Source organism: Actinokineospora lacus, from assembly GCF_053813445.1.
Genome location: NZ_JBQERA010000002.1, coordinates 589,261 through 611,335, shown reverse-complemented (window position 1 = coordinate 611,335; position 22,075 = coordinate 589,261). Strand labels below are relative to the sequence as shown.

The following is a 22,075-nucleotide window of genomic DNA, read 5'->3' as shown; positions in this document are numbered from 1 at the left end:
AACGACCCTAACCCGTGAAGAGTTCGACCAGCACCGGCAGGGCGGCGCGCAGCTGCTCGCGCGAACACGCCGCATAGCCGAGTGCGACGCCGAAGCGGGCCGCGCGGCCGCTGTGGTGGCGGGCCAGCCCGTCCAGGCGCAGGCCGCGGCGCGCCGCCGCCGCCAACAGCTCGGTCTCGGCCGCGGCCGAGGGCAGCGGGATCACCAGGTGCGCGCCCGCGTCGTCGCCCAGGAACGGCACGCCGCCTGCGGCCAGGGCGGTGACCAGCAGGCCCCGCCGCTCGGACATCTCCCGGCGGACCTTGCGCAGGTGCCTGCCCAGATCGCCGTTGCGGGCCAGTTCCACGACCACGAGCTGTCCCGCGGGGGACGGTCCGACGCCGGTCACGTCCCGGTGTTCCAGCACCGCGGACACCACCGACGGCGGCGCGACCATCCAGCCCGCGCCCAGGGTCGGGGTGAGGATCTTGCTCGTCGTCCCCAGGTGCACCACGACATCGGGCGCCAGGGCGGCCAGCAGCGGCAGCGGGGCCACGTCGTAGCGCAACTCGCCGTCGTAGTCGTCCTCGATGACCAGCCACCCCGCGCGCCGGGCGCGTTCGACCAGCTCGACCCGCCGCGACGCCGACATGCGCCGCCCGAGCGGGTACTGGTGCGCGGGCGAGCAGTACACCGCCCGCACGGTCGCGGGCAGGGCGTCGACCAGCACCCCGTCGCCGTCCACCGGCGCGGGCACCACCCGCAGGCCGGAGGCCCGCATCGTGGCCACCGCCCGCTGGTACCCGGGCTCCTCCACCGCCACGGTGTCCCCCCGGCGCAGCACCGCCGCGGCCAGCTCGGCCACCGCCGCGGTGGTCCCGCCGGTGGCCAGCACCGATTCCGCCTCGCCGCCGACCCGCAGCCCCCGGTGCCGCAGCAGGTGCTCGGCCACCACCTCCCGGTACGCGGGCAGCCCGGCCCGCCGCGGGCTCGGCAGCGGCGCGGCCTCCGCCGCCCCCCGCCACGCCCGCCGCCACGCCGCCCGGTCGATCCCGCCCGCCCACGGCGACCCGGGCGTCAGGTCCACCGACGGGACCTCCAGCGCCCCGGCCCGCGGGCGGCGCGGCCGGGTGCGCAGCGACCCCGGCGGCGCGGTGGTGACGTAAGTGCCGGACCCGTGCCGCCCGGCGATCCACCCCTCCGCGTGCAGCTGCTCGTAGGCCGCCGCCGTCACCGTGCGGCTGACGTCGAGCTGCGCGGCCAGCGCCCGGGTGGACGGCAGCCGGTCGCCCGCGCGCAGCCGCCCGTCGGCCGCCGCCGCGCGCAGGGCGTCGGCGAGCTGGACGGCCAGCGGGGTGGACGACGACCGGTCGACGCTGACCGGCAGGGCCGGGCTCTCCGTCACAAGTGGCCTCCTCAAACAACGCAGACATGGCCCTACAAGGATGCCACTCGACGCCCCTAGAGTCGACCTCGTGAGCGATCTCTCCCCCACCGAGCGCAGCACGGTCCGCCGCGGCAAGGCCCGCGCGGTCACCGACCGGGCGGCCCTGCGCGCGGTCCTCGACGCGGGCCTGGTGTGCCACCTGGCGACGGTGGTCGACGGCGCCCCGCTGGTCCTGCCCACCGGCTACGGGCGCGACGGCGACACCCTCTACCTGCACGGCTCGACCGGCGCGCGCAGCCTGCGGGAAGCCCAGGCCCAGCAGGTCTGCGTCGCGGTCACCCTGCTCGACGGCGTCGTCTACGCCCGCTCGGTGTTCGACCACTCCATGAACTACCGCTCCGCGGTCATCCACGGCGCGGCCGTCCCCGTCACCGACCCGGCGGCGAAGACCCACGCCCTGCGCGTGCTCACCGAGCACCTGGCGCCGGGCTCCTGGGACCACGCCCGCACGCCGTCGGCGAAGGAGCTGGCCGCCACCGCCGTGCTCGCCCTCGACCTCACCGAGGCGGCGGTGAAGATCCGCGCGGGCGACCCGGCCGACGAGGACGACGACATCGCCGCCGACCGCGCCTGGGCCGGGGTGCTGCCCCTCACCCAGGTCTGGGGCGACCCCCGGCCCGCACAGAACCTCGGCGACCGGTGGGAGGTCCCCGAGCACGTCAGGACCCGACGGTGAACCCGCCGCGCGGGGGCCGCTCGCCCCGGTAGACGTGGATGGTGATCGCGGGGTCGACCGTGTCGTTGCGCACCTGGTGGACGTAGCCGGGGCCGAACACCCGCGACTGCCCCGCCACCAACGGGTGCGCTTCCACCCGATTCCGCCGCGCGACCCGCTCGGTCAGACCGCCGCTGACGACGGTGAACGCGCCGCTCGCCCAGCCGTGGTCGTGCAGGTCGGTTGACTGGCCCGGCAGCCAGCTCAGCAGCCAGATCTCCTGGTCAGCGGTAGCCTCGACCAGGGTGGCGAAGCGCTCGTCGGGGTCGTAGCGCAGCAGCGCGCCCCAGCGGTGCCGGTCGGCGGCGACCTGCTGGGCGATCAGCGCGGGGTGGGCGGAGGCGGGCGTGCCCGCCAAGGCGACAGTGTTGGGCGGCACTGCGAACATGATTGAGGGACTCTCTGGGTGTCAGCGGGCAACAACGACGGGGTCGTTCACTGACAGAGACAGAGCGCGCTCGCGGTCCGGCCGAGGTCGATGGGACCCCGCCGTCCGGTCGTGGCGCGTGTGAACACGCCAGAAGGAAAGCAGACACCCAGGGCCGCCGCAACGCGGCCCAGGGGGTGAGACACCAATCCGGGCACCCATGACCCTCGAATGAGTGGTGCGACCACATCGAGACCGCGCGGAGCGAAGTGCGGGGAACGGGAGCAACACCATGGTCGAACGCGCGCGGCGGCTGTCCAGCGTTGCGGAGACCCGGGCGGGCGGCCCCCCGGACACCAGTGAGCTCCTGCAGCGGGTCGCCCGCGGCGATGAATCCGCCTTCGAGCAACTCTACGACGCGGTCTCCGCGCCGGTCTTCGGCCTCATCCGGCGAATCCTGCGCGACCCCGCGCAGTCGGAGGAGGTGACGCAGGAGGTGATGCTGGAGCTGTGGCGCACCGCCGCGCGCTACTCCCCCGACCGCGGCTCGGTCATGACCTGGGTGATGACCCTGGCCCACCGCCGCGCCGTCGACCGGGTCCGCTCGGCGCAGTCGGCCACCGACCGCGAGGACCGGGCCCACCGCCAAGACGGCGGCAGGCCGTTCGACGAGGTCGCCGAGCAAGTGCACACCCGCCTGGAGTACGAACAGGTGCGCCGATGTCTGGGCTCACTCACCGATCTCCAGCGCCAGTCGGTGGAACTGGCGTACTACCGCGGACTGACCTACCGCGAAGTGTCCGAACTGCTCAGCACTCCGCTCGGCACGATCAAAACCCGACTGCGCGACGGCCTCATCCGGATGCGCGACTGCCTGGGGGTGGCCCGATGACGAACGCAGACATCCACGTCCTGACCGGGGCCTACGCCCTCAACGCGATCTCGGAGACCGAGCGCGCCGCCTTCGAGAACCACCTCACCGAGTGCGGCTCCTGCGTGGAGGAGGTCGCCGAGCTGCGGGCCACCGCGGCCCGCCTGGGCGAGGCCGCCGCCGAATCACCGCCACCGGCGTTAAAGGCCGCGGTGATGTCCAGGATCGGGCAGATCCGCCAGCTCCCGCCGATCGGCGGTGACGGGGCGCGCGCGCTCGCCGCGACGCGCTCGCCGTGGCCGGTGCGGATCATGGGCCTGGCCGCGGCGGTGCTGCTGGTGGTGTCGGTGTCCCTGGGCGTCGTGCTCCAGCAGACCCGGGCGGACCTCGACGACACCCGACAGCAGACCTCGGCGATGACGGGCATCCTGTCCGCGGGCGACGCCGAAGTGGTCAGTGGCGGCGTGAACGGCCTGTCCGGCACGGTGCTCTACTCCCGCGAGCGCGGCGAGGTCCTGCTGATGGCGAACGGCGTTCCGACCCCGCCGGAAGGCAAGGCGTACCAGGTGTGGCTCATGGGCGACACCACGGCGCCGCACTCCGTCGGCCTGGTCGTCCCGGACGCCAACGGCCGCGCCGCGATCCTCGACGCCACCGGCGAGCTCGCGACCGCCACGCAGGTCGGCATCACCGTCGAACCGGCGGGCGGCTCGCGGGCCCCCACCGCGGAGCCGATCATGGCGATGGACTTGGCCTAGGTCTGGCCGAGGGCTGCCAGGACGTCGGCGACCAAGTCGTCGGGGTCCTCGCAGCCACAGGAGATGCGCAGCAGACCGGCGGGCACCGCGTCACCCCAGCGGGCCCGCCGGTCCGCGCTCGTGTGCAGCCCGCCGAAGCTGGTGGCCGAGGTGACGAGGGCGGCCTTGCCGACGAACTCCTCGGCCTCCTCCGCCGAGCCCAGCTCCACCGCGATCACACCCCCGAACCGGCGCATCTGCCGCGACGCCACCGCGTGCGCCGGGTCGTCGGCCGCGCCGGGCCACCGCAGGCTTCGAACCCGGGGATGCCCGCGCAGTGCGCCGTACAGCGCCGCGGCGTTCTCCGCCTGCCGCGCCAGCCGCAGGTCCAGCGTCCCCAGCCCGCGCAGCGCCAGCCACGACTCGAACGGCCCCGGCACGCTGCCCGAGGTCGTCCGCTCCGCCAGCAGCCGCGCCGCCCACTCCGCCGACGCCGTGCTCACGTGTCCCAGCACGACATCGCTGTGCCCGGCGACGGCCTTGGTGTCCGAGGCCACCACGAAGTCCGCCCCCAGCGCCAGGGGACGCTGCCCCAGCGGTGTCGCGGTCGTGTTGTCCACCGCCACCAAGGCGCCCGCGGCCCGCGCCGCGGCGATGACGGCGGCCAGGTCGCAGACATCGAGCCCGGGATTGGACGGCGTCTCCACCAGCACCAGTCGAACCCCGGTGAAGTCCCACGACGCCGACGTCGTCGGCACCTCCCGGACGGTCAGCCCGGACATGAACCGCCGCACGTACTCCCGCGCCAGGTAGTACCCGTCCGAGGGCACCACGACGGTGTCCCCGGCGGACACCGCGGTCCGCAGCAGCGAGGAGACCGCCGCCATCCCCGAGGGGTACACCAGGCACGTTCCCCCGTCGAGCCCGCCGATCGCCGACTCCAGTGCCCGCCAGGTCGGGTTCCCGGCGCGGCCGTAGAAGTCCGTGCCCGGATCGTCCCCCAGGTGGAACTGGGCGGCCAGCACCGGCTGCGCGGGCACCGGGTCCCCCACGGCGACGGGCGGCAGTCCGGCGTGCACGCACCGCGTGCCGTCCCCGAGAGAGGGCATCACCGCTCCGGCCTCGTCTTGCGGCCGATCAGCTCACCGGCCATCTCCCTCGGGTCGAACCCGTCGTGGCAGACCCGGTGCACCACCTCGGTGATGGGCATCTCCACGCCGTGCGCGTGCGCCAGGGCCCTGATCGACGAGCAGGACTTCACGCCCTCGGCGACCTGCCCCTGCGCGGCGGCCTGCGCGCGGGCCACGGACTCGCCGCGGCCCAGCCGCTCGCCGAAGGTCCGGTTGCGCGAGAGCGGCGACGAGCAGGTGGCCACCAAGTCGCCCAGGCCCGCCAGCCCGCTGAGCGTGATCGGGTCGGCGCCCAGCGCCGCGCCGAGCCGCGCGGTCTCGGCCAGCCCCCGGGTGATCAGCGTGGCCAGCGTGTTCGCCCCGAACCCCAGTCCGGAGGCCATCCCGCAGGACAGCGCGATGACGTTCTTGCACGCGCCGCCGATCTCGCACCCCACCACGTCGGTGATGGTGTACGGCCGGAAGTACCCGGTGGTGCACATGCGCTGCAGCTCCACCGCCCGGTCGTGGTCCTGGCAGGCGATCACCGTGGCCGTCGGCTGCTCGGCGGCGATCTCCTTGGCCAGGTTCGGCCCGGACACCACCGCGATCCGGTCGGCGCCCACCCCGGCGACGTCGGCGATGACCTCGCTCATCCGCTTCAGCGTGCCCAGCTCGATCCCCTTGGCCAGGCTGACCAGCGTCGAGTCCGGGGGCAGCAGGCCGCGCCACGCGGTCAGGTTGTGCCGCAGCGACTGGCTGGGCACCGCCAGCACCACCGTGGTCGCGCCGTCCAGGGCCGCGCGCGGGTCCGATGTGGAGTGCAGCGAGCCCGGCAGCCGCACGCCGGGCAGGTACTCGGCGTTCTCCCGGTCGGCCTCGATCGCGTCGGCGACGTCGCGGCGGCGCGCCCACAGCGTCACGTCCTGCCCGGAGTCGGCCATGACCTTGGCGAAGGCGGTCCCCCACGACCCCGCGCCGAGCACGGCGACGCTCACCGCTCCGCCTCGCGCCGCCCGGCCGGGGTGAAGAACACCGAGGGGGCGGGCTCGTCGCGGATGTCGGCGAGCAGGTCGCGCACGTGCGCCATCAGCAGGTCGGTGACCTCGCGCAGCAACTGGTTGGTCACCGGCTGCCCCCGGTAGGCCGAGAGGTCGACCGGGGCGCCGACGACGGTCCACACCCGCTTGCGCGGGAACGGCCGGAACTTCTTGGTGTACCCGTCCCAGATGCTGTTCGTGCCCCAGCGGGCCACGGGCAGGATCGGCACGTCGTTCTCCAGTGCCAGCCGGGCGACCCCGGTGCGCGCCCGCATCGGCCAGCCGGTCGGGTCCTTGGTGATGGTGCCTTCCGGGTAGATCAGCACGAGCTTGCCCTCGCGCAGGGCGGCGTGCGCGGCCCGCAGGCTCGCCGCGGCCGTCGAGCTGCCCCGGTACACCGGGATGCCGCCGGACCCGGCCAGGATCTTGCCGAACACCGGCACCGCGAACAGGCTGTCCTTGGCCATGAAGCGCGGCACCCGCTTGTTGCGGTGCACGAAGACCGCGTCGTTGGGCGCGTCCAGGTGGGAGACGTGGTTCATCACCAGCAGCGCGCCGCCGGTGGCGGGGATCTTCTCGACGCCCCGGTAGGACCGCTTGCCCAGCCAGCTCAGCGGGTAGAAGAGCGAAGCGGCCGCGCCCACCCAGAATCCGCCCTTCTCGCGCTTGCCCACCCTCGTCCTCCTCATCGCCCGTGGCCGTGGGGTCAGAGTCTGACCTGCGCCCGCGCGCGAGGTCCAGACGGGGTGGCCGGCAGTATCGGCCCGGTGGCGGACGTGCCGGTGGTGGACGTGGTGGTGCCGGTGAAGCACCTCGACCGGGCCAAGTCGCGGCTGCGGGGCGCATCGCCCCGCCACCGCGACCTGGTGCTGGCGGTGGTGCGCGACACCGTCACCGCGGCGCTGGCCGCCGCGGGCGTGCGCGCGGTGCTCGTGGTGTGCGAGGACCAGCGGGTGGTCGACGGGCTGGCGGGCACCGGCGCGGAGTGCGTCGACGAGCGCGGCCTGCCCGGTCTCAACGCCGCGCTGCGCCACGGCGCCCGGCTCCTGCGCTCGCGCGACGCCGGTTCCGCGATCGCGGCGCTGCAGGCGGACCTGCCCGCGCTGGTCCCCGCCGAGTTGGACGGTGCCCTGGCCGAGGCCGCGGGCAGGCGCGCCTACGTGCCCGACCACGTCGGCACCGGCACGGTGCTGCTGGTCTCGGCCCCCGGCGGCCCGCTGGCCCCCCGGTTCGGCCCGGGGTCGGCCGCGGCGCACGCGGGGTCCGCCGTCGCCGTCGGGACCGGGCTGGCCTCGCTGCGCCAGGACGTCGACACCCCGGCCGACCTGGCCGACGCCGCGCTGCTCGGGCTCGGCCCGCACACCCGCGACCTGCTGCTGAGCAGAGAATTCACCACGCCGTTCGACGCGTGACGGGCTTTCCGGGCCGTTGTGTCGGAGAATGCCAACCGTGAGCACGGACAGCACTTTCCCGGAGGCACCACCGGCGGCAGAACCCCGCGGGCTGCCGACCGCGCCGCCAGCGGCGACCCGCGCGCAGGCGGCCACCGACCTTCCCGACGACCGGTACCTCAACCGGGAACTGTCCTGGTTGGACTTCAACGCCCGGGTGCTCGCCCTGGCCGAGGACGCCTCCCAGCCGCTTCTCGAGCGGGCCAAGTTCCTGGCCATCTTCGCCTCGAACCTCGACGAGTTCTACATGGTCAGGGTGGCGGGGCTCAAGCGCAGGATGGAGACCGGGCTCTCGGTGCGCAGCGCCGACGGGATGACCCCGCGCGAGCAGCTGGCCTGGATCGCCAAGCGCAACCAGGAGCTCGTCGAGCAGCACTCGCGGGCCTTCGCCGAGAACATCCGCCCCGAGCTGGACCGCCTGGGCATCCGGATCGCCAGGTGGTCGGAGATCACCTCCGAGCAGGCCGAGAAGATGTCGGCCTACTTCCGCGACCAGGTCTTCCCGGTGCTCACCCCGCTGGCCTTCGACCCGGCGCACCCGTTCCCCTACATCTCCGGGCTCTCGCTCAACCTCGCGGTGACCGTGCTCAACCCGGAGGAGGGCACCCCGCGCTTCGCCCGCGTGAAGGTGCCGGACAACGTGCCCCGGCTGGTGCCGGTCGACCGCAGCCCCGACGAGCGCACCGCGGTGTTCATGCCGCTGGAGGAGCTCATCGCCGCGCACCTGCAGATGCTGTTCACCGGCATGGACATCATCGAGGTGCACGCCTTCCGGATCACCCGCAACGCGGACCTGGAGGTGGAGGAGGACCGCGACGAGGACCTGCTCAAGGCGCTGGAGCGGGAACTGGCGCAGCGCCGGTTCGGCCCTCCCGTGCGCCTTGAAGTCGCCGACGACATGACCGACCACATGCTGGAGCTGCTGCTGCGCGAGATGGACGTGCACGAGAACGACGTCGTCGTCGTGCGCGACCTGCTCGACCTCTCGTGCCTGTGGGGCATTTACGGAGTAGACCGCAAGGAGCTCAAGGACCCGCCGTTCGTCCCCGCGACGCACCCGGCCTTCGCCGAGGGCGAGACCCCCAAGAGCGTCTTCGCCCGGCTGCGCGAGGGCGACGTGCTGGTGCACCACCCGTACCACTCGTTCTCCACCAGCGTGCAGCGCTTCATCGAGCAGGCGGCCAACGACCCGCACGTGCTGGCCATCAAGCAGACCCTCTACCGGACCTCCGGCGACTCCCCCATCGTCGACGCGCTCATCGACGCGGCCGAGGCGGGCAAGCAGGTCGTGGCCCTGGTGGAGCTGAAGGCCCGCTTCGACGAGCAGGCCAACATCAAGTGGGCGCGGACGCTGGAGAAGGCGGGCGTGCACGTGGTCTACGGCCTCGTCGGGCTCAAGACGCACTGCAAGACCTCGCTCGTGGTGCGGCAGGAGGGCTCCACCATCCGGCGCTACTGCCACATCGGCACGGGCAACTACAACCCCAAGACCGCCCGGCTCTACGAGGACATCGGCCTGCTGACCGCCGAGCCCGCCCTCGGCGCCGACCTGACCGACCTGTTCAACGTCCTCACCGGATACGCCCGGCAGGACCACTACCGCCGCCTGCTCGTCGCCCCGATGGGCGTGCGCCGCGGCATCGTGGAGCGCATCGACGCCGAGATCGAGCACGCCCGCGCCGGGCGGCCCGCCGGGGTGCGCATGAAGGTGAACTCGCTGGTGGACGAACAGGTCATCGACGCCCTCTACCGGGCCTCGCAGCAAGGGGTGCCGGTCGAGGTCCTGGTGCGGGGGATCTGCGCGCTCAAGCCGGGCATCGCCGGGCTCTCGGAGAACATCAACGTGCGCTCGATCCTGGGCCGGTTCCTCGAGCACTCGCGCACGGTGTGGTTCGTCGGCGCGGACGAGCACTGGATCGGCAGCGCGGACATGATGCACCGCAACCTCGACCGCAGGGTCGAGGTCATGGTGCGGGTCACCGATCCCCGGCAGACCGCCCAGCTGGCGGCCATCTTCGAGTCGGCGATGGACCCGGCCACCCGCTGCTGGGTCCTCAACGGCACCGGCGACTGGACCGCCTCCCCCGCCGACAGCGAGACGGTGCGCGACCACCAGACCGAGATGCTCGCCCGCCACTGGTCCAAGGAGTGACTCCGGTGGTGATCGCCGCCGCGGGCGCGGTCCTCTGGCGGGCGGGCGACAAGGGCATCGAGGTGGCCCTGGTGCACCGCCCCCGCTACGACGACTGGAGCCTGCCCAAGGGGAAGTTGGAGCCCGGCGAGTCGGTGCACACCGCCGCCGTGCGGGAGATCGCCGAGGAGACCGGCCACCACGCGGTTCTGGGCCGCCACCTCGGCCAGGTCTCCTACCGGGTGGGCGGTTCGGCCAAGACGGTGGACTACTTCTCCGCCCGCGCGGTGTCCGGGGAGTTCACCGTCAATGACGAGGTCGACGAGCTGGTGTGGCTGCCCGTGGAGCGCGCCGCGCGGCGGCTGACCCACAACCGGGACCGCGATGTCCTGGCCGCATACGCGGTCTCGCCGCGCGCGGTGACCCTGCTGCTGGTGCGCCACGCCCACGCGGGCAGCAGGTCGGAGTGGGACGGGCCCGACGAGGAGCGCCCGCTGTCGAAGCGGGGGCTCACGCAGGTCTCGGGGCTCACCAGGTTCCTGTCCCTGTTCGGGCCGGAGCGGGTGCACTCGGTGGGGAACGTGCGCTGCGTGGGCACCGTGCGCCCGCTGGCGGAGCGGCTGGGCTGCCCGGTGGCGGTCGAACCGTCGCTGGGGGAGGACGGTTACGCCGCCGACCCCGACCGGGGCCTGGCGCGGCTGCTGGAGATCGCGGCGGAGGGCCGCCCGGCGGCGGTGTGCAGCCAAGGTGGGGTCATCCCCGAGCTGCTGGCCGCGCTCGGGGTGGAGTCCGGTGTGGAGGGGGCCCCGGTGCGCAGCCGGAAGGGAAGTGTGTGGGTGCTCACCTTCGACGGGGACAAGCTCGTGGGGGCGCGGTACCTGGCCCGCCCGGCGTGACCCGGCCCGGCGCACACTGATTCTTCAGACGCCCGAGAGCCCCGCACGTGGCCTGCGTGCGGGGCTCTCGCGGTCATCGCCCGATGACTACCGGGCCAACCACATCCGGGCTACTTCTTGGCCGCCGACGCGCGCTTGGCGGGCGCCTTGGCGGTGCTCTTGGCCGCCGCGGAGGTGGCCTTCTTGGCGGGGGCGGCGGTCGCCTTCGCGCGCGGGGTCGTCGTCTTGGCCGGGGTGGCGGCCTTCGCCCGCGTGGTGGTGGTCTTGGCCGCCGCCGTCTTCGCCGGGGCCTTGGCGGCCGCGGTCTTCGTCGCCGCCGCCGGCGCCTTCGCCGCGGTCTTCGCCGTGGTCGCCTTCGCCGTCGTCGCCTTCGCCGTGGTGGCGGGCTTCGCCGCCGCCGCGCGGGTCCGCGTGGTGGTGGAGCGGGTGGTGGCGGCCTTGGCCGTCGTGCCCGCGGCCGTGCGGGTCGTGGTGGCGCGGGTGCCCGCGGCCGCCTTGGTCGCGGCGACCTTCGGCAGCTTCTTCGACCCGCTCACGACCTCCTTGAACATCGTGCCCGCGCGGAACGCCGGAACGTTGGTCTTCTTCACCTTCACGGTCTCACCCGTGCGCGGGTTGCGGGCGGTGCGAGCGGCGCGGGCGCGCTTCTCGAAGACGCCGAACCCGGTGATGTTGACCTTCTCGCCCTTGTGAACCGTGCGAACGATCACGTCGACGAGACCGTCGACCGCAGCGCCTGCGGCCTTCTTGTCGCCCAGTCGCTCCGTAAGCGCCTCGATGAGTTGGGCCTTGTTCACGCTTCAGTCCTCCGTAAGAGACCACATTGCCGTTCACGGCCCATGAGGCCGACTTCAGGCCACCGTATTCCTATGGACGCGCAATTTCCACGCGACGCGCCCTAATTTTTCCTTGGCGGCCCGGAGGTTCGTCAACCGGGGTGGGTGCCGAGGGGGGATCAGGGGGTCGCGTGGGCGGTGTGGTGACCTATTCGAGAGGGGCGGAGGGGCGGGAAACTCCGGCGCTGGAAGGGGTTCCCCGCCCCCGTTCGCCAGAGGTGCCTCAGCCGCCCGTCAGCGGGGTCGTCACGGGCTTCCACTTGGGCCTGGCCTGCTCAAACGCGGTGACGGCCGCCTCGTGGCGCAGGGTCAGGGCGATGTCGTCGAGCCCTTCCAAGAGCCGCCAACGGGTGTAGTCGTCGACGCCGAAACGGGCGGTGAAGTCCTTGGCCGTGACGGTCTTCTCGCGGAGGTCCACGGTGACCTCCGTGCCCGGCTCGGCCTCCAGCAGCTTCCACAACAGTTCGATGTCGGCTTGGTCGCACTCGCCCGCGACGAGCCCCGCCTTGCCCGCGTTCCCGCGGAAGATGTCGGCGAACCGGGCGGAGAGGACCACCCGGAAGCCGTAGTCCGACAGCGCCCAGACGGCGTGCTCGCGGGAGGACCCGGTGCCGAAGTCCGGCCCGGCGACGAGCACGCTGCCCGCGCGGTAGGGCTCGGCGTTGAGCACGAAGTCCTCGTCGCCGCGCCAGGCGGCGAACAGGCCGTCCTCGAAGCCCGTCCGGGTGACCCGCTTGAGGTAGACCGCCGGGATGATCTGGTCGGTGTCCACGTTGGACCGGCGCAGCGGCACGCCGACGCCGGTGTGGCTGGTGAACGGCTTCATGGCGGGCTCCTTACGAGTCGAGGTCGGCCGGGGACGACAGGGTGCCGCGGACCGCGGTCGCGGCGGCCACCAGCGGGGACACCAGGTGGGTGCGCCCGCCCTTGCCCTGCCTGCCCTCGAAATTGCGGTTCGATGTGGACGCGCTGCGCTCCCCGGGGGCGAGCTGGTCGGGGTTCATGCCAAGACACATGGAGCATCCCGCCTGCCGCCATTCGGCTCCCGCGTCGAGGAACACCTGGTGCAACCCCTCGGCCTCCGCCTGCGCCCTGACCCGCATGGAACCGGGCACGACCAGCATCCGCACGCCCGCGGCGACCTGGTGCCCGCGCAGGACGTCGGCGGCGGCGCGCAGGTCCTCGATGCGGCCGTTGGTGCACGAGCCGAGGAAGACGGTGTCCACCCCGACCTCGCGCAGCGGGGTGCCCGGGGTCAAGCCCATGTAGGCCAGCGCCTTCTCCGCGGCCACCCGCTCGTTCTCATCGGCGATGGCCCCGGGGTCGGGCACGGCCGCCGTCAGCGGCAGGCCCTGGCCCGGGTTGGTGCCCCACGTCACGAACGGCGCGAGCGCGGCGGCGTCGATGACGACCTCGGCGTCGAACCCGGCGTCTTCGTCCGTGCGCAGTTCGCGCCAGTCGGCCACCGCGGCGTCCCAGCCGTCGCCCCTGGGCGCGTGCGGGCGGTCCTTGAGGTAGGCGAAGGTGGTCTCGTCCGGGGCGATCATCCCGGCGCGCGCGCCCGCCTCGATGGACATGTTGCAGACCGTCATCCGGGCTTCCATCGACAGCGCCTCGATCGCGCTGCCGCGGTACTCCAGGACGTAGCCCTGGCCGCCGCCGGTGCCGATGCGGGCGATGACGGCGAGGATGAGGTCCTTGGCCGTGACACCCGGCGGCAGGTCGCCCTCGACGGTGATGGCCATGGTCTTGAAAGGACGCAGCGGCAGCGTCTGGGTGGCCAGCACGTGCTCGACCTCGGAGGTGCCGATGCCGAACGCCAGCGCGCCGAACGCGCCGTGGGTGGAGGTGTGGCTGTCGCCGCAGACCACGGTCATCCCCGGCTGGGTCAGGCCGAGCTGCGGTCCGACCACGTGCACGATGCCCTGCTCGACGTCGCCCATGGGGTGCAGCCGCACCCCGAACTCGGCGCAGTTGCGGCGCAGGGTCTCGACCTGCGTGCGCGAGACCGGGTCCGCGATCGGGAGGTCGATCCCGATCGTCGGGACGTTGTGGTCCTCCGTGGCGATGGTGAGGTCGGGCCTGCGCACCGGGCGGCCCGCCAGCCGCAGGCCGTCGAAGGCCTGCGGGCTGGTCACCTCGTGGATGAGGTGCAGGTCGATGTAGAGCAGGTCCGGCTCGGCGCCGTCACCGCGGCGGACGACGTGCTGGTCCCAGACTTTCTCGGCGAGCGTCTTACCCATCGCTCATCACCATCAGCTTCCCACAGACTGGACATCCCATATAACGGGAACGTAGTATCGAGACGTGGGACAGCATAGCGGCATCGGAGTTCTGGACAAGGCGATGGCGGTTCTGCAGGCCGTGGCGAAGGAACCCTGTGGCCTGGCGGAGTTGTGCGCCAAGACCGGCCTCCCCCGGGCGACGGCGCACCGGCTCGCGGTCGGCCTTGAGGTGCACCGCCTGCTGCGCCGCGGTTCTGACGGCCGCTGGCGCCCGGGGGCGGCCCTCGCGGAGCTGGCGGGCGGCGCGACCGACCCGCTGCTCGACGCGGCGGACGCGGTCCTGCCGCGGCTGCGCGACCGCACGGGCGAGAGCGTCCAGCTCTACCGCCGCGATGGCCTGTACCGCGTGTGCATCAGCTCGGCGGAACCGCCGAGTGGTTTGCGCGACACCGTTCCCGTCGGCGCCCGCCTGCCGATGACCGCGGGCTCGGGGGCGAAGGTCCTCGCCGCGTGGGCCGACCCGGCAACCCAACGAAGCCTTCTCCAGGAAGCCGTCTTCGGCGAGCGCGCCCTCCTGGAGGTCCGCCGCCGCGGCTGGGCCCAGAGCGTCGCCGAGCGCGAACCGGGCGTCGCCAGCGTCTCCGCCCCCGTCCGCGACACCGCGGGCCAGGTAGTCGCCGCCGTCTCCGTCAGCGGCCCCATCGACCGCATGGGCCGCCGCCCCGGCGCCCGCTGGGCCGCCGACCTCCTAGCCGCCGCCGACGCCCTGCAAAACCGCCTCTAACCACCCAGCAACGCCCAAGTCCCAAGTAGACGGTCAACAACAAAGCCCAAAGAGGCAACCCGCCCACAATCACCACCCGATGCCGCGAAGCGGCGAGCCCACCCATACGTGACCACGCTGGATCGGCCACCGATCGCACCGTGGGCGATCCGACCGATGCTTACGTTCCCGGCCCGCACGCCGGATCGCGAGATACCGCACCGTGGGCGACCCACCCGATGCTTACGTGCCCTGGCGCCGGGTCGAGACGTACCGCACCGTGGGGGTGTGGGGGCTCGGCCCCCACGTGCAATGACGAAAGATCCCCGTGACCGCTTTCCGGTCACAGGGATCTCCCAGATCTTTCGTAGCCCCGACGGGATTTGAACCCGCGCTACCGCCTTGAGAGGGCGGCGTCCTAGGCCGCTAGACGACGGGGCCAGGAACTTTTTTAGTTGTTCTTACTGTCTTGCCTGGCGGAAAGTTTACCAGATGGCTTCTGGTGGACTTTCGCTGGGGTACCAGGACTCGAACCTAGACTAACTGAACCAGAATCAGTCGTGCTGCCAATTACACCATACCCCAATGACATCGCTCTGACGGGGCTCGCTTCACGCGGGTCCCGTCGTCGCGTTGACAGAAGATACCTTAGCCCACACCGATCGGACACCGGAAATCGGGGGGTTACCCACGCGGCGCGGGCACCCCGCCGCCGGTCGACAGGCTGGGGGTGCGGAACTCCGTCACCAGGAGTGTGGGCAGGTCGGCGAGGGTGTCGATGACGTGCACGCCCGCCCCGACGGGCTCGGGGCAGTCGTCGCGGTCCAGCCAGACGCCGTGCAGGCCCGCCTCGGCGGCGGCGCAGGCGTCGAGGTCGAGCCGGTCGCCGACGTGCAGGGTCTCCTCGGGCGCGGTGCCCAGTTCGGCGCAGGCGGCGTGGAAGATCGCCGGGTCGGGTTTGGCGACGCCGAGGGCTCCGGCGCTGATCACGACGTCGAAGAACCGCGAGAGGCCCACCCGGGCGAGGCGGGCCCGCTGGTCGGGGTGTGAGGCATTGGTCACAGCGGCGGTGCGCAGGCCCGCGGCGCGGAGCCAGTCGAGGGCGGGCGCGGCGTCGGGGAAGGCGCGCCACAGGTGGGCCATCCGGTCGCGGCGGCGGTCTTCCAGGACGGCGACGACGTCGTCGTCGAAGTCGGCGCCCTGGGCGACCAGGAACGCCTTGGTGCGCGTGCGGCGCATGGTGTCGTGGTCGAACTCCCCGGCGATGGCGCGGGCGCTGTGGTGCTCGGTGATCGCCTGCCACTCCGACCACAGGTCGTCGCGGCCGGTCAATTCCGAGAGCGCCATTCTGGCCGAGCCGGTGAAATCGATCACCGTGTCGTCGACATCCAGGCAGATCGCGTGAATCGTTGGCGGGAGCGCGGCGGGCGGTGGCTGTGTGATCGACAGGAAAGGCGCCCGCGCGGAAGTCATTACGGCAGGTTAGATCGCGGTCGCCGTGGGCCGATTCGTCTGCTCAGGTGATGTTTCGAGAACTTATTCGGTCAAGCGCGCAGTGCCCGCGACAGGGCCCGAAACGGGCCTATATCGCGGGCCGTCGGCGTGTCGTTACGGAAGTGCCTTGCGCAATCGCCCAAGCGTGCGCTCCCGGCCGAGCAGCTCCAGCGACTCGTACAGCGGCGGGGAAACCGTACGTCCGGTCGTCGCGACCCGCACGGGGGCGAACGCCTTGCGCGGTTTGAGGCCCAGCCCGTCGATGAGCGCGGCCTTGAGCGCGGCCTCGATGGCCGGGGTCGTCCACTCCCCCAGTGCGGCAAGGGCTTCGATGCTCGCGTCCACAACGGGCTTGGCGTCCGGCCCGAGGGCCTTGGCCGCGGAGTCCGCCTCGGGGGCGAAATCGGCCTCGTCGGTGAACAGGAACCGGACCATGCCCGCGGTGTCGGAGAGCACGATCACCCGCTCCTGCACCAGCGGCGCCACGGCGTCCAGCGTGGCCAGCTGCTCGGCCGACGGCTCGGCGGGCAGCAGCCCGGCCTCGACCAGGTACGGCACCGCCCGGCGGACGAACTCCTCGGCCGGGAGCGCGCGCAGGTGCTCGGCGTTGATGGCTTCGGCCTTCTTGAGGTCGAACCGCGCCGGGTTCGGGCTGACGCGGCCGATGTCGAAGGCGGACACCATCTCGGCCATGGTGAAGATGTCGCGGTCCTCGGCGATGGACCAGCCGAGCAGCGCCAGGTAGTTCAGCATCCCCTCGGGGATGAACCCGCGGGTGCGGTAGGCGAACAGGTCCGACTCGGGGTCGCGCTTGGACAGTTTCTTGTTGCCCTCGCCGCGCACGAGCGGCATGTGTCCGAAGTGCGGCGTGAACTCGGCGACCCCGACGCGACACAACGCCTCGTAGAGGGCGATCTGGCGCGGGGTGGAGGGCAGCAGGTCCTCGCCGCGCAGCACGTGGGTGATCCGCATGAGGGCGTCGTCGACCGGGTTGACCAGGGTGTACAGCGGCTGGCCGTTGGCGCGCACCAGGACGGGGTCCGGGACGCTGCCCGCCGGGAAGGTGATCTCCCCGCGCACCAGGTCGGTGAAGGTGATGTCGCGCTCGGGCATCCGCAGGCGCAGCACCGGCTCGCGGCCCGCGGCGGCGAACTCCGCGCGCTGGGCGTCGGTGGTGTCGCGGTCGGCGTTGTCGTAGCCGAGCTTGGGGTCCTGGCCCGCGGCCCTGCGCCGGGCCTCGACCTCGTCGGGGGTGGAGTGGGACTCGTAGAGCTCGCCGCCCTCGACCAGCTTGGCGATGACCTCGGCGTAGCGGTCCTTGCGCTGGCTCTGCCGGTACGGCCCGAAGTCGCCGCCGACCTCGGGGCCCTCGTCCCAGTCGATGCCCAGCCACCGCAGCGCGTCGAGGAGGGCGGCGTAGCTCTCCTCGGAGTCGCGGGCGGCGTCGGTGTCCTCGATGCGGAAGACGAGCCTGCCGCCCGCGTTGCGGGCGAAGGCCCAGTTGAACAGGGCGGTCCGGATGAGCCCGACGTGCGGGGTGCCCGTGGGGGACGGGCAGAAGCGGGCCCGGACGGGGGTGTCTGCGTGTGGCGTCGTCATGGCGTGGTGAGCGTAACGCCGTGGCCCGCCTTGACCGCGCCTGCGTCCCGGTGCATCCTGTAGTTATTCAACTGCTGTTGAAATAATGGAGGGGATCATGGACCGGACGACGGTGTGCGTGGTCGGCGGCGGGCCCGCCGGGATGGTGCTGGGCCTGCTGCTGGCCCGCGCGGGCATCGAGGTGACCGTGCTGGAGAAGCACTCGGACTTCCTGCGCGACTTCCGCGGCGACACGGTGCACCCGCCCACCCTCGACCTGCTCGACGACCTCGGCCTCGGCGAGGAGTTCGCCGCGATACCGCAGCGGCGCATCGATCAGGTCGGCCTGCCGGTGAAGGGCCGGATCGTGCAGGTGGGGGACCTGTCGCGGCTGAAGGGCAGGCACCCCTACATCGCGATGGTGCCGCAGTGGGACTTCCTCAACCTGCTGCTGAAGGCGGCCTCGGCCGAGCCCACGTTCACCCTGCGCATGGACACCGAAGCCACCGGACTCATCCGCGACCGCGGCAAGGTCACCGGCGTCACCTACATGACCCGCGACGGGGACAGCGGCGAGATCACCGCGGACCTGACCGTCGCCGCCGACGGCCGCTCATCGCTGCTGCGCTCCTCGGCGCGCCTGACGCCCAAGTCCTACGCGACCCCGATGGACGTCTGGTGGTTCCGCCTGCCGCGGCACGGCGACGACCCCTCCGGCATCGTCGCCACCATCACCGCCGCGCGGGCCGCGGTGATGATCGACCGCGGCGAGTACTGGCAGAGCGCGGTGCTCATCGGCAAGGGCACCGACCAGGCGGCGCGCCGCGGCGAGGTCGGCGACATCGTCCGGCAGATGGCCGCGGGCGCCCCGTGGCTGGCGGGCCGCGAGGGCGCCCTGTCCTCGTGGGACGACGTGAAGGTGCTCGACGTCAAGCTGGACCGGCTGCGCCAGTGGCATGTGGACGGCCTGCTGTGCATCGGCGACGCCGCCCACGCGATGTCCCCGGTGGGCGGTATCGGCATCAACCTCGCCGTCCAGGACGCCATCGCCACGGCCGGGCTGCTGGCGGGGAAGATCAGGCAGGGCACGCTGACGGGCAAGGACCTGGCGAAGGTCCGGCGGCGCAGGCTGTTCCCGACGGTCGCGGTGCAGACGCTGCAGCGGTTCGTGCACTGGCGGGCGATCGGGCCGGTGGTGCGCGGGGAGGTCGAGGTGGCCGGATCAGACACGCTGCCCCTGCCCCTGCGCCTGCTGAGCCGGGTCCCCCGCCTGCGCGCCATCCCGGCGACCATCATCGGCCGCGGCGTGCGCACGGAGCCGACCCCGGCCTTCGCCCGCCGCTGACCCCACCACCAGGGCACGCGTCCCGTCGTCCACCATGCCCCCCGCCAGCATGACCCTGACAGCATGATCTCGCCATCATGACCTGGCAGCACGACCTGACCGCATGACCTGACAGGGGATCGACGCCCAGCACGGAGACAGGCGCCATCGACAGCTCCTACCTGGCCGAGTTCGACGAGCCCACCGGCTACGCGGACTTCGCCCGCTTCGGACCGCCGGGCCGGTCGGTCATCACCACCACCGAGACCCTGACGCGGCGCGCGGCGCGGGCCGGGGCCGACACCGTGGACGAGCTGATGGCCGAGGAGACCCGGGCGACGGCGGTGGCGGCCCGCCTCTGCGGCACGACCCCCGAGCAGGTCTTCCTCGTCCCGAACACCAGCCTCGGCCTCGTGCAGGCCGCCTTCGGCTGCCGGGGCGAGGTCGTGGTCCCCGCGGCGGACTTCCCGGCCAACACCTACCCGTGGGCCAGGGCCGAGCAGGCGGGGCTGCTCACCGTCCGGTGGCTGCGCGCTCCCGCCACGCCGGGGACCGTGGCCGCCGCGCTGACCCGCGACACCGCGGCGGTGGCGGTCAGCGCGGTCGACTTCCGCACCGGCCACCGCGTGGACCTGGCCGCCCTGCGCGACGTCGTGGGCGACCGGGTGCTGGTGGTCGACGGCATCCAGGGGTTCGGCGCCGTCGGCTCGGCGTGGGCGGCCGCCGACGTCCTCGTCGTCGGCGGGCAGAAGTGGCTGCGCGCCGGGTGGGGAACCGGGTTCGCGGCGCTGTCCGAGCGCGCCATGGCCCGGCTGGAGCCGCTGGTGTCGAGCTGGACGGGCGTCGCGGACCCGACGCGTTTCGACGCCCGCCTCCACGACCCGGCCGACGGCGCCGCCCGGTGGAACATCACCAACCTCAGCCCGGTCACCTCGGGCGCGCTGGCGACCGCGCTGGACCTCGTCGAGGGCGTCGGGGTGCCCGCCATCGAGGCCCGGATCGCCGAGCGGGTCGGCCTGCTCGCCGACACGATCCGCGCGGCGGGCGCGCGCGTGGTGTCGACCGGCCCCACCATGCTGACCGTCGCCGCGCCCGACCCCGACCGGGCGAAAGCGGTGCTCCGGGACCACGGAATCGCCGCCACCGTGCGCGCCGACCACATCCGGTTCTCCCCACACGCCTCAACCAGCGCCGAGACCGTGGACGCCATTCGCGCCGCACTGCGCCGCTTATAGCCATGCCGAGCATTTCTCGCCTATTCGTCCCGCGCTGACGAGAAGGTGACGCGCGCGCTACGCCGATCGGGTGGCGTGCGTAATGAACAACCCAAATGCGCGACCGTGATTTCGGTAGAGTTGATCGGTACTTGGGCCGCGGGGGTGAGGGTGGACCGTGCGACAGCCGGGTGGCCACGCCGCGCCGCGGTGTGGTCCATGGTCGCGGTCTTCTGCCTCCTCTCGCCCGCCACCGCGCTCGCGATTGACGACGCGCACGTCGTCTACTGCCTCGCGCCCAAGCAGCGAGACGCGCTCCAGGAGGCCGCCGTCGCCCTCGGGAAGGCCGAGAACCGGTCCGCGATAGGCGATGTCGCCGCGTGGCGCAAGCGCGACGCCACCGCGTTCGAGGACACGTGCGAGGCGCTGTACGAGTCGGTCAAGCCACAGCCGGGCGTCTTCGCCGACCTCCTGCCCTTCCTGACCGCGGTCGCCGCCGCGCTGCTGACCTACTTCGCCGCGCTGGCCACCGAACGCCGGAACCGCCGCCGCCAGCAGGCAGCCGCCCTGCGGGCCGCCCTGACCGAGTTCGACGCCGCGGCCCGGCACTACACGCACGAACTGGCAGGCAACCGTCCGGTCGAGCGGCTGCGCCTGGCCCACGGCGTGCTGGCGGGCAAGGTGGCCGAGGCCGCCGCGGAAAACCCGGGCTGGACCACCGCCGCGGCCTGCCACACGCGGCTGGTCAGCGGTGATCTCGGCATGGACGCGCTCACCGCGGGCTGGGAAGGCGACAAGGAGGCCCGCGCGCGCGAGGTCCGGCGCCAGGTCAGCATCCTGCAGACCGCGCTCCAACGGGTGGCGGCGGGTTTGGCGAGGCCGCGGGTGCGCAATCCCGACAAGGATGAGGACGACAAGGCGCCGACAGCGATCCCGAGCACCGGGAACGCGCCGTGACGGCCGGCGGGGACCTGCTGAACCCCTTCGCGCTGCCCGGGGTCCAGGCCGACTCCGTGCGGGTCCTGCGCCCGCACGAAGACGGCAGCCACGACGAGCTGTACGTCGACGTGTGCGGCAGCGAGGCCGCCTACGCGAGGTTCCACGCGGAGTTCAACGCGGGGACCGTTGTCGAGCGCGGCGGCTACCTGCTGGTCGCGGGCGATTCCGGTTGCGGGAAGACGGCCCTGGTGAACAGGTGCGTCTTCCACATGACCCGCGAACTCGCGGGCTCCGCCACCGTGGTGGTCAAGAACCTCGACTGGGTCCTGCCCGCGCCGTTCGACCCGGCCAACCAGCTGTCGATCCCCGACCGGATCAGGCACGTGTGCGACGAGCTCTTCGACGTCCTGCACAGCGACGGCCTGATCTACCAGGGCGCGCAGGACGAGTTGGCGAAGGAGGCCAGGGAGAAGGGCAACCTCCTGGCGCTGCGCAGGCTGTCCAACCTCCTGAAGCCGAACATCGTCCTGGTCGTCTGCCTGCCGACGCCGGACGACCTGGTCGACGAGATCACCAACTACGCCTATTCCGGTTGCGCCAAGCGCGTGGTCTTCGTCACCGAGACCAGTTCACTCCAAAGTGAGCATTTTGACCACTTACGGTACAAGAGACCCTCACATTCGGTGCCGCCGATGATTATCACCCTGCGTCCAATCACCTCCGACGAGATTCAGGAATTCGTGCGGAATCGGCTGACCCGGTGCCAGGGAAGCGGTATCTTCCCGGGCGTGGACAACTCCGGTCTCACGTACCTCGCCAGGCACACCAACTCCATCCGACGGGTGCAGGAGTTGCTGTTCAGGGCATACCAGGCCCGCATGAGCACGAAGACGAACTACACCACGGACGATGTCGTGACCGATGTCGACTTCGCGAGGACCCTGGTCCCATGACTCGAC

At 72.5% G+C, this 22,075-nt stretch carries 21 protein-coding genes and 2 tRNA genes; 11 read left to right on the top strand and 12 right to left on the bottom strand.

The features are described from left to right. Positions 1 to 7: 7 nt before the first annotated feature. The gene (gene pdxR, locus ACTG9Q_RS07185; protein WP_455571824.1) at positions 8 to 1,384 is read right to left on the bottom strand and encodes a MocR-like pyridoxine biosynthesis transcription factor PdxR; all 1,377 of its coding nucleotides are present in this window, start codon (positions 1,382 to 1,384) and stop codon (positions 8 to 10) included. 40 nt (positions 1,385 to 1,424) lie between these two features. On the opposite strand from pdxR, the gene ACTG9Q_RS07180 reads away from it, so the two are divergent. After that, positions 1,425 to 2,102, top strand: coding sequence for a pyridoxamine 5'-phosphate oxidase family protein (locus ACTG9Q_RS07180; RefSeq protein ID WP_455571823.1), 678 nt, complete (start codon positions 1,425 to 1,427; stop codon positions 2,100 to 2,102). Here the strand turns inward: ACTG9Q_RS07180 and ACTG9Q_RS07175 are convergent. Beyond that, positions 2,086 to 2,529: a cysteine dioxygenase gene (locus tag ACTG9Q_RS07175; protein WP_455571822.1), complete on the bottom strand. Its 444-nt coding sequence runs from the start codon at positions 2,527 to 2,529 to the stop codon at positions 2,086 to 2,088. The genes ACTG9Q_RS07180 and ACTG9Q_RS07175 overlap by 17 nt on opposite strands. Positions 2,530 to 2,800: 271 nt before the next feature. Between ACTG9Q_RS07175 and ACTG9Q_RS07170 the strand changes: the two genes are divergently transcribed. Further along, entirely contained in the window at positions 2,801 to 3,400 is a 600-nt protein-coding gene (locus ACTG9Q_RS07170) for a sigma-70 family RNA polymerase sigma factor (protein WP_455571821.1), read from the top strand. Beyond that, positions 3,397 to 4,137: an anti-sigma factor gene (locus tag ACTG9Q_RS07165; protein WP_455571820.1), complete on the top strand. Its 741-nt coding sequence runs from the start codon at positions 3,397 to 3,399 to the stop codon at positions 4,135 to 4,137. The genes ACTG9Q_RS07170 and ACTG9Q_RS07165 overlap by 4 nt, the downstream gene beginning before the upstream one ends. On the opposite strand, the gene ACTG9Q_RS07160 is transcribed toward ACTG9Q_RS07165, so the two are convergent. The 3 genes from ACTG9Q_RS07160 to ACTG9Q_RS07150 are packed head-to-tail and all read right to left on the bottom strand — an operon-like array spanning position 4,134 to position 6,939. After that, complete coding sequence (locus ACTG9Q_RS07160) at positions 4,134 to 5,225, bottom strand: cystathionine gamma-lyase (RefSeq protein ID WP_455571819.1); 1,092 nt, start codon at positions 5,223 to 5,225, stop codon at positions 4,134 to 4,136. The genes ACTG9Q_RS07165 and ACTG9Q_RS07160 overlap by 4 nt on opposite strands. Then, complete coding sequence (locus tag ACTG9Q_RS07155; protein ID WP_455571818.1) at positions 5,225 to 6,223, bottom strand: NAD(P)H-dependent glycerol-3-phosphate dehydrogenase; 999 nt, start codon at positions 6,221 to 6,223, stop codon at positions 5,225 to 5,227. The genes ACTG9Q_RS07160 and ACTG9Q_RS07155 overlap by 1 nt, the downstream gene beginning before the upstream one ends. Continuing rightward, positions 6,220 to 6,939, bottom strand: coding sequence for a lysophospholipid acyltransferase family protein (locus ACTG9Q_RS07150; protein ID WP_455571817.1), 720 nt, complete (start codon positions 6,937 to 6,939; stop codon positions 6,220 to 6,222). Before ACTG9Q_RS07150 ends, ACTG9Q_RS07155 begins: the two co-directional genes overlap by 4 nt. A 72-nt stretch (positions 6,940 to 7,011) precedes the next feature. Here ACTG9Q_RS07150 and cofC point away from each other — a divergent pair, with 72 nt between their 5' ends. Genes cofC through ACTG9Q_RS07135 form a run of 3 tightly spaced genes read left to right on the top strand, consistent with a single transcriptional unit; the run spans position 7,012 to position 10,743 of the window. Beyond that, positions 7,012 to 7,677, top strand: a complete 666-nt coding sequence (gene cofC, locus ACTG9Q_RS07145) for a 2-phospho-L-lactate guanylyltransferase (RefSeq protein ID WP_455571816.1) — start codon at positions 7,012 to 7,014, stop codon at positions 7,675 to 7,677. A gap of 28 nt (positions 7,678 to 7,705) precedes the next feature. Then, positions 7,706 to 9,868, top strand: coding sequence for an RNA degradosome polyphosphate kinase (locus tag ACTG9Q_RS07140; RefSeq protein ID WP_455571815.1), 2,163 nt, complete (start codon positions 7,706 to 7,708; stop codon positions 9,866 to 9,868). Positions 9,869 to 9,879: 11 nt separating this feature from the next. Further along, positions 9,880 to 10,743, top strand: a complete 864-nt coding sequence (locus ACTG9Q_RS07135; RefSeq protein WP_455572032.1) for an NUDIX hydrolase — start codon at positions 9,880 to 9,882, stop codon at positions 10,741 to 10,743. Between the two features lie 110 nt (positions 10,744 to 10,853). On the opposite strand, the gene ACTG9Q_RS07130 is transcribed toward ACTG9Q_RS07135, so the two are convergent. The 3 genes from ACTG9Q_RS07130 to leuC all read right to left on the bottom strand — a co-directional run bounded on the left by ACTG9Q_RS07130 (position 10,854) and on the right by leuC (position 13,822). Continuing rightward, a complete protein-coding gene (locus ACTG9Q_RS07130) occupies positions 10,854 to 11,540 on the bottom strand; it encodes an HU family DNA-binding protein (RefSeq protein WP_455571814.1) in 687 nt (228 codons plus the stop codon). A 262-nt stretch (positions 11,541 to 11,802) separates the two neighbouring features. Next, on the bottom strand, positions 11,803 to 12,405 hold the full coding sequence (leuD, locus tag ACTG9Q_RS07125) for a 3-isopropylmalate dehydratase small subunit (RefSeq protein ID WP_455571813.1): 603 nt from the start codon (positions 12,403 to 12,405) through the stop codon (positions 11,803 to 11,805). Positions 12,406 to 12,415: 10 nt separating this feature from the next. Further along, positions 12,416 to 13,822 carry a 3-isopropylmalate dehydratase large subunit gene (gene leuC / locus ACTG9Q_RS07120; RefSeq protein WP_455571812.1) on the bottom strand — a complete coding sequence of 469 codons (1,407 nt, stop codon included), beginning with the start codon at positions 13,820 to 13,822 and terminating at the stop codon, positions 12,416 to 12,418. 64 nt (positions 13,823 to 13,886) lie between these two features. Between leuC and ACTG9Q_RS07115 the strand changes: the two genes are divergently transcribed. Further along, a complete protein-coding gene (locus ACTG9Q_RS07115) occupies positions 13,887 to 14,588 on the top strand; it encodes an IclR family transcriptional regulator (RefSeq protein ID WP_455571811.1) in 702 nt (233 codons plus the stop codon). Between the two features lie 347 nt (positions 14,589 to 14,935). Here ACTG9Q_RS07115 and ACTG9Q_RS07110 read toward each other — a convergent pair. The 4 genes from ACTG9Q_RS07110 to gltX all read right to left on the bottom strand — a co-directional run bounded on the left by ACTG9Q_RS07110 (position 14,936) and on the right by gltX (position 17,660). Further along, positions 14,936 to 15,008 (bottom strand) — tRNA-Glu (locus ACTG9Q_RS07110). 72 nt (positions 15,009 to 15,080) lie between these two features. Then, positions 15,081 to 15,152: transfer RNA gene (locus ACTG9Q_RS07105), tRNA-Gln, on the bottom strand. A gap of 99 nt (positions 15,153 to 15,251) precedes the next feature. Then, positions 15,252 to 16,040: an HAD family hydrolase gene (locus ACTG9Q_RS07100; RefSeq protein ID WP_455571810.1), complete on the bottom strand. Its 789-nt coding sequence runs from the start codon at positions 16,038 to 16,040 to the stop codon at positions 15,252 to 15,254. Between the two features lie 135 nt (positions 16,041 to 16,175). Continuing rightward, the gene (gltX, locus tag ACTG9Q_RS07095; protein ID WP_455571809.1) at positions 16,176 to 17,660 is read right to left on the bottom strand and encodes a glutamate--tRNA ligase; all 1,485 of its coding nucleotides are present in this window, start codon (positions 17,658 to 17,660) and stop codon (positions 16,176 to 16,178) included. A gap of 97 nt (positions 17,661 to 17,757) precedes the next feature. Between gltX and ACTG9Q_RS07090 the strand changes: the two genes are divergently transcribed. From ACTG9Q_RS07090 to ACTG9Q_RS07075, 4 genes are all read left to right on the top strand, one after another. Next, positions 17,758 to 18,984 (top strand): FAD-dependent oxidoreductase, encoded by a 1,227-nt coding sequence (locus ACTG9Q_RS07090; protein WP_455571808.1) that lies wholly within the window; start codon positions 17,758 to 17,760, stop codon positions 18,982 to 18,984. A 284-nt stretch (positions 18,985 to 19,268) separates the two neighbouring features. Then, on the top strand, positions 19,269 to 20,198 hold the full coding sequence (locus ACTG9Q_RS07085) for an aminotransferase class V-fold PLP-dependent enzyme (protein ID WP_455571807.1): 930 nt from the start codon (positions 19,269 to 19,271) through the stop codon (positions 20,196 to 20,198). A 150-nt stretch (positions 20,199 to 20,348) separates the two neighbouring features. Further along, positions 20,349 to 21,134 carry a hypothetical protein gene (locus tag ACTG9Q_RS07080; RefSeq protein ID WP_455571806.1) on the top strand — a complete coding sequence of 262 codons (786 nt, stop codon included), beginning with the start codon at positions 20,349 to 20,351 and terminating at the stop codon, positions 21,132 to 21,134. After that, entirely contained in the window at positions 21,131 to 22,069 is a 939-nt protein-coding gene (locus tag ACTG9Q_RS07075; RefSeq protein ID WP_455571805.1) for a hypothetical protein, read from the top strand. The genes ACTG9Q_RS07080 and ACTG9Q_RS07075 overlap by 4 nt, the downstream gene beginning before the upstream one ends. The last annotated feature ends 6 nt before the right edge of the window (positions 22,070 to 22,075 follow it).

What these genes read in the sequence shown, in the direction of transcription:
- ACTG9Q_RS07180 (WP_455571823.1), top strand. Translation starts at nt 1,425, where the DNA reads ATGCCACTCGACGCCCCTAGAGTCGACCTCGTGAGCGATCTCTCCCCC.
- ACTG9Q_RS07175 (WP_455571822.1), bottom strand. Translation starts at nt 2,529, where the DNA reads ATGTTCGCAGTGCCGCCCAACACTGTCGCCTTGGCGGGCACGCCCGCC.
- ACTG9Q_RS07170 (WP_455571821.1), top strand. Translation starts at nt 2,801, where the DNA reads ATGGTCGAACGCGCGCGGCGGCTGTCCAGCGTTGCGGAGACCCGGGCG.
- ACTG9Q_RS07165 (WP_455571820.1), top strand. Translation starts at nt 3,397, where the DNA reads ATGACGAACGCAGACATCCACGTCCTGACCGGGGCCTACGCCCTCAAC.
- ACTG9Q_RS07160 (WP_455571819.1), bottom strand. Translation starts at nt 5,225, where the DNA reads ATGCCCTCTCTCGGGGACGGCACGCGGTGCGTGCACGCCGGACTGCCG.
- ACTG9Q_RS07140 (WP_455571815.1), top strand. Translation starts at nt 7,706, where the DNA reads ATGCCAACCGTGAGCACGGACAGCACTTTCCCGGAGGCACCACCGGCG.
- leuD (WP_455571813.1), bottom strand. Translation starts at nt 12,405, where the DNA reads ATGAAGCCGTTCACCAGCCACACCGGCGTCGGCGTGCCGCTGCGCCGG.
- leuC (WP_455571812.1), bottom strand. Translation starts at nt 13,822, where the DNA reads ATGGGTAAGACGCTCGCCGAGAAAGTCTGGGACCAGCACGTCGTCCGC.
- ACTG9Q_RS07100 (WP_455571810.1), bottom strand. Translation starts at nt 16,040, where the DNA reads ATGACTTCCGCGCGGGCGCCTTTCCTGTCGATCACACAGCCACCGCCC.
- gltX (WP_455571809.1), bottom strand. Translation starts at nt 17,660, where the DNA reads ATGACGACGCCACACGCAGACACCCCCGTCCGGGCCCGCTTCTGCCCG.
- ACTG9Q_RS07090 (WP_455571808.1), top strand. Translation starts at nt 17,758, where the DNA reads ATGGACCGGACGACGGTGTGCGTGGTCGGCGGCGGGCCCGCCGGGATG.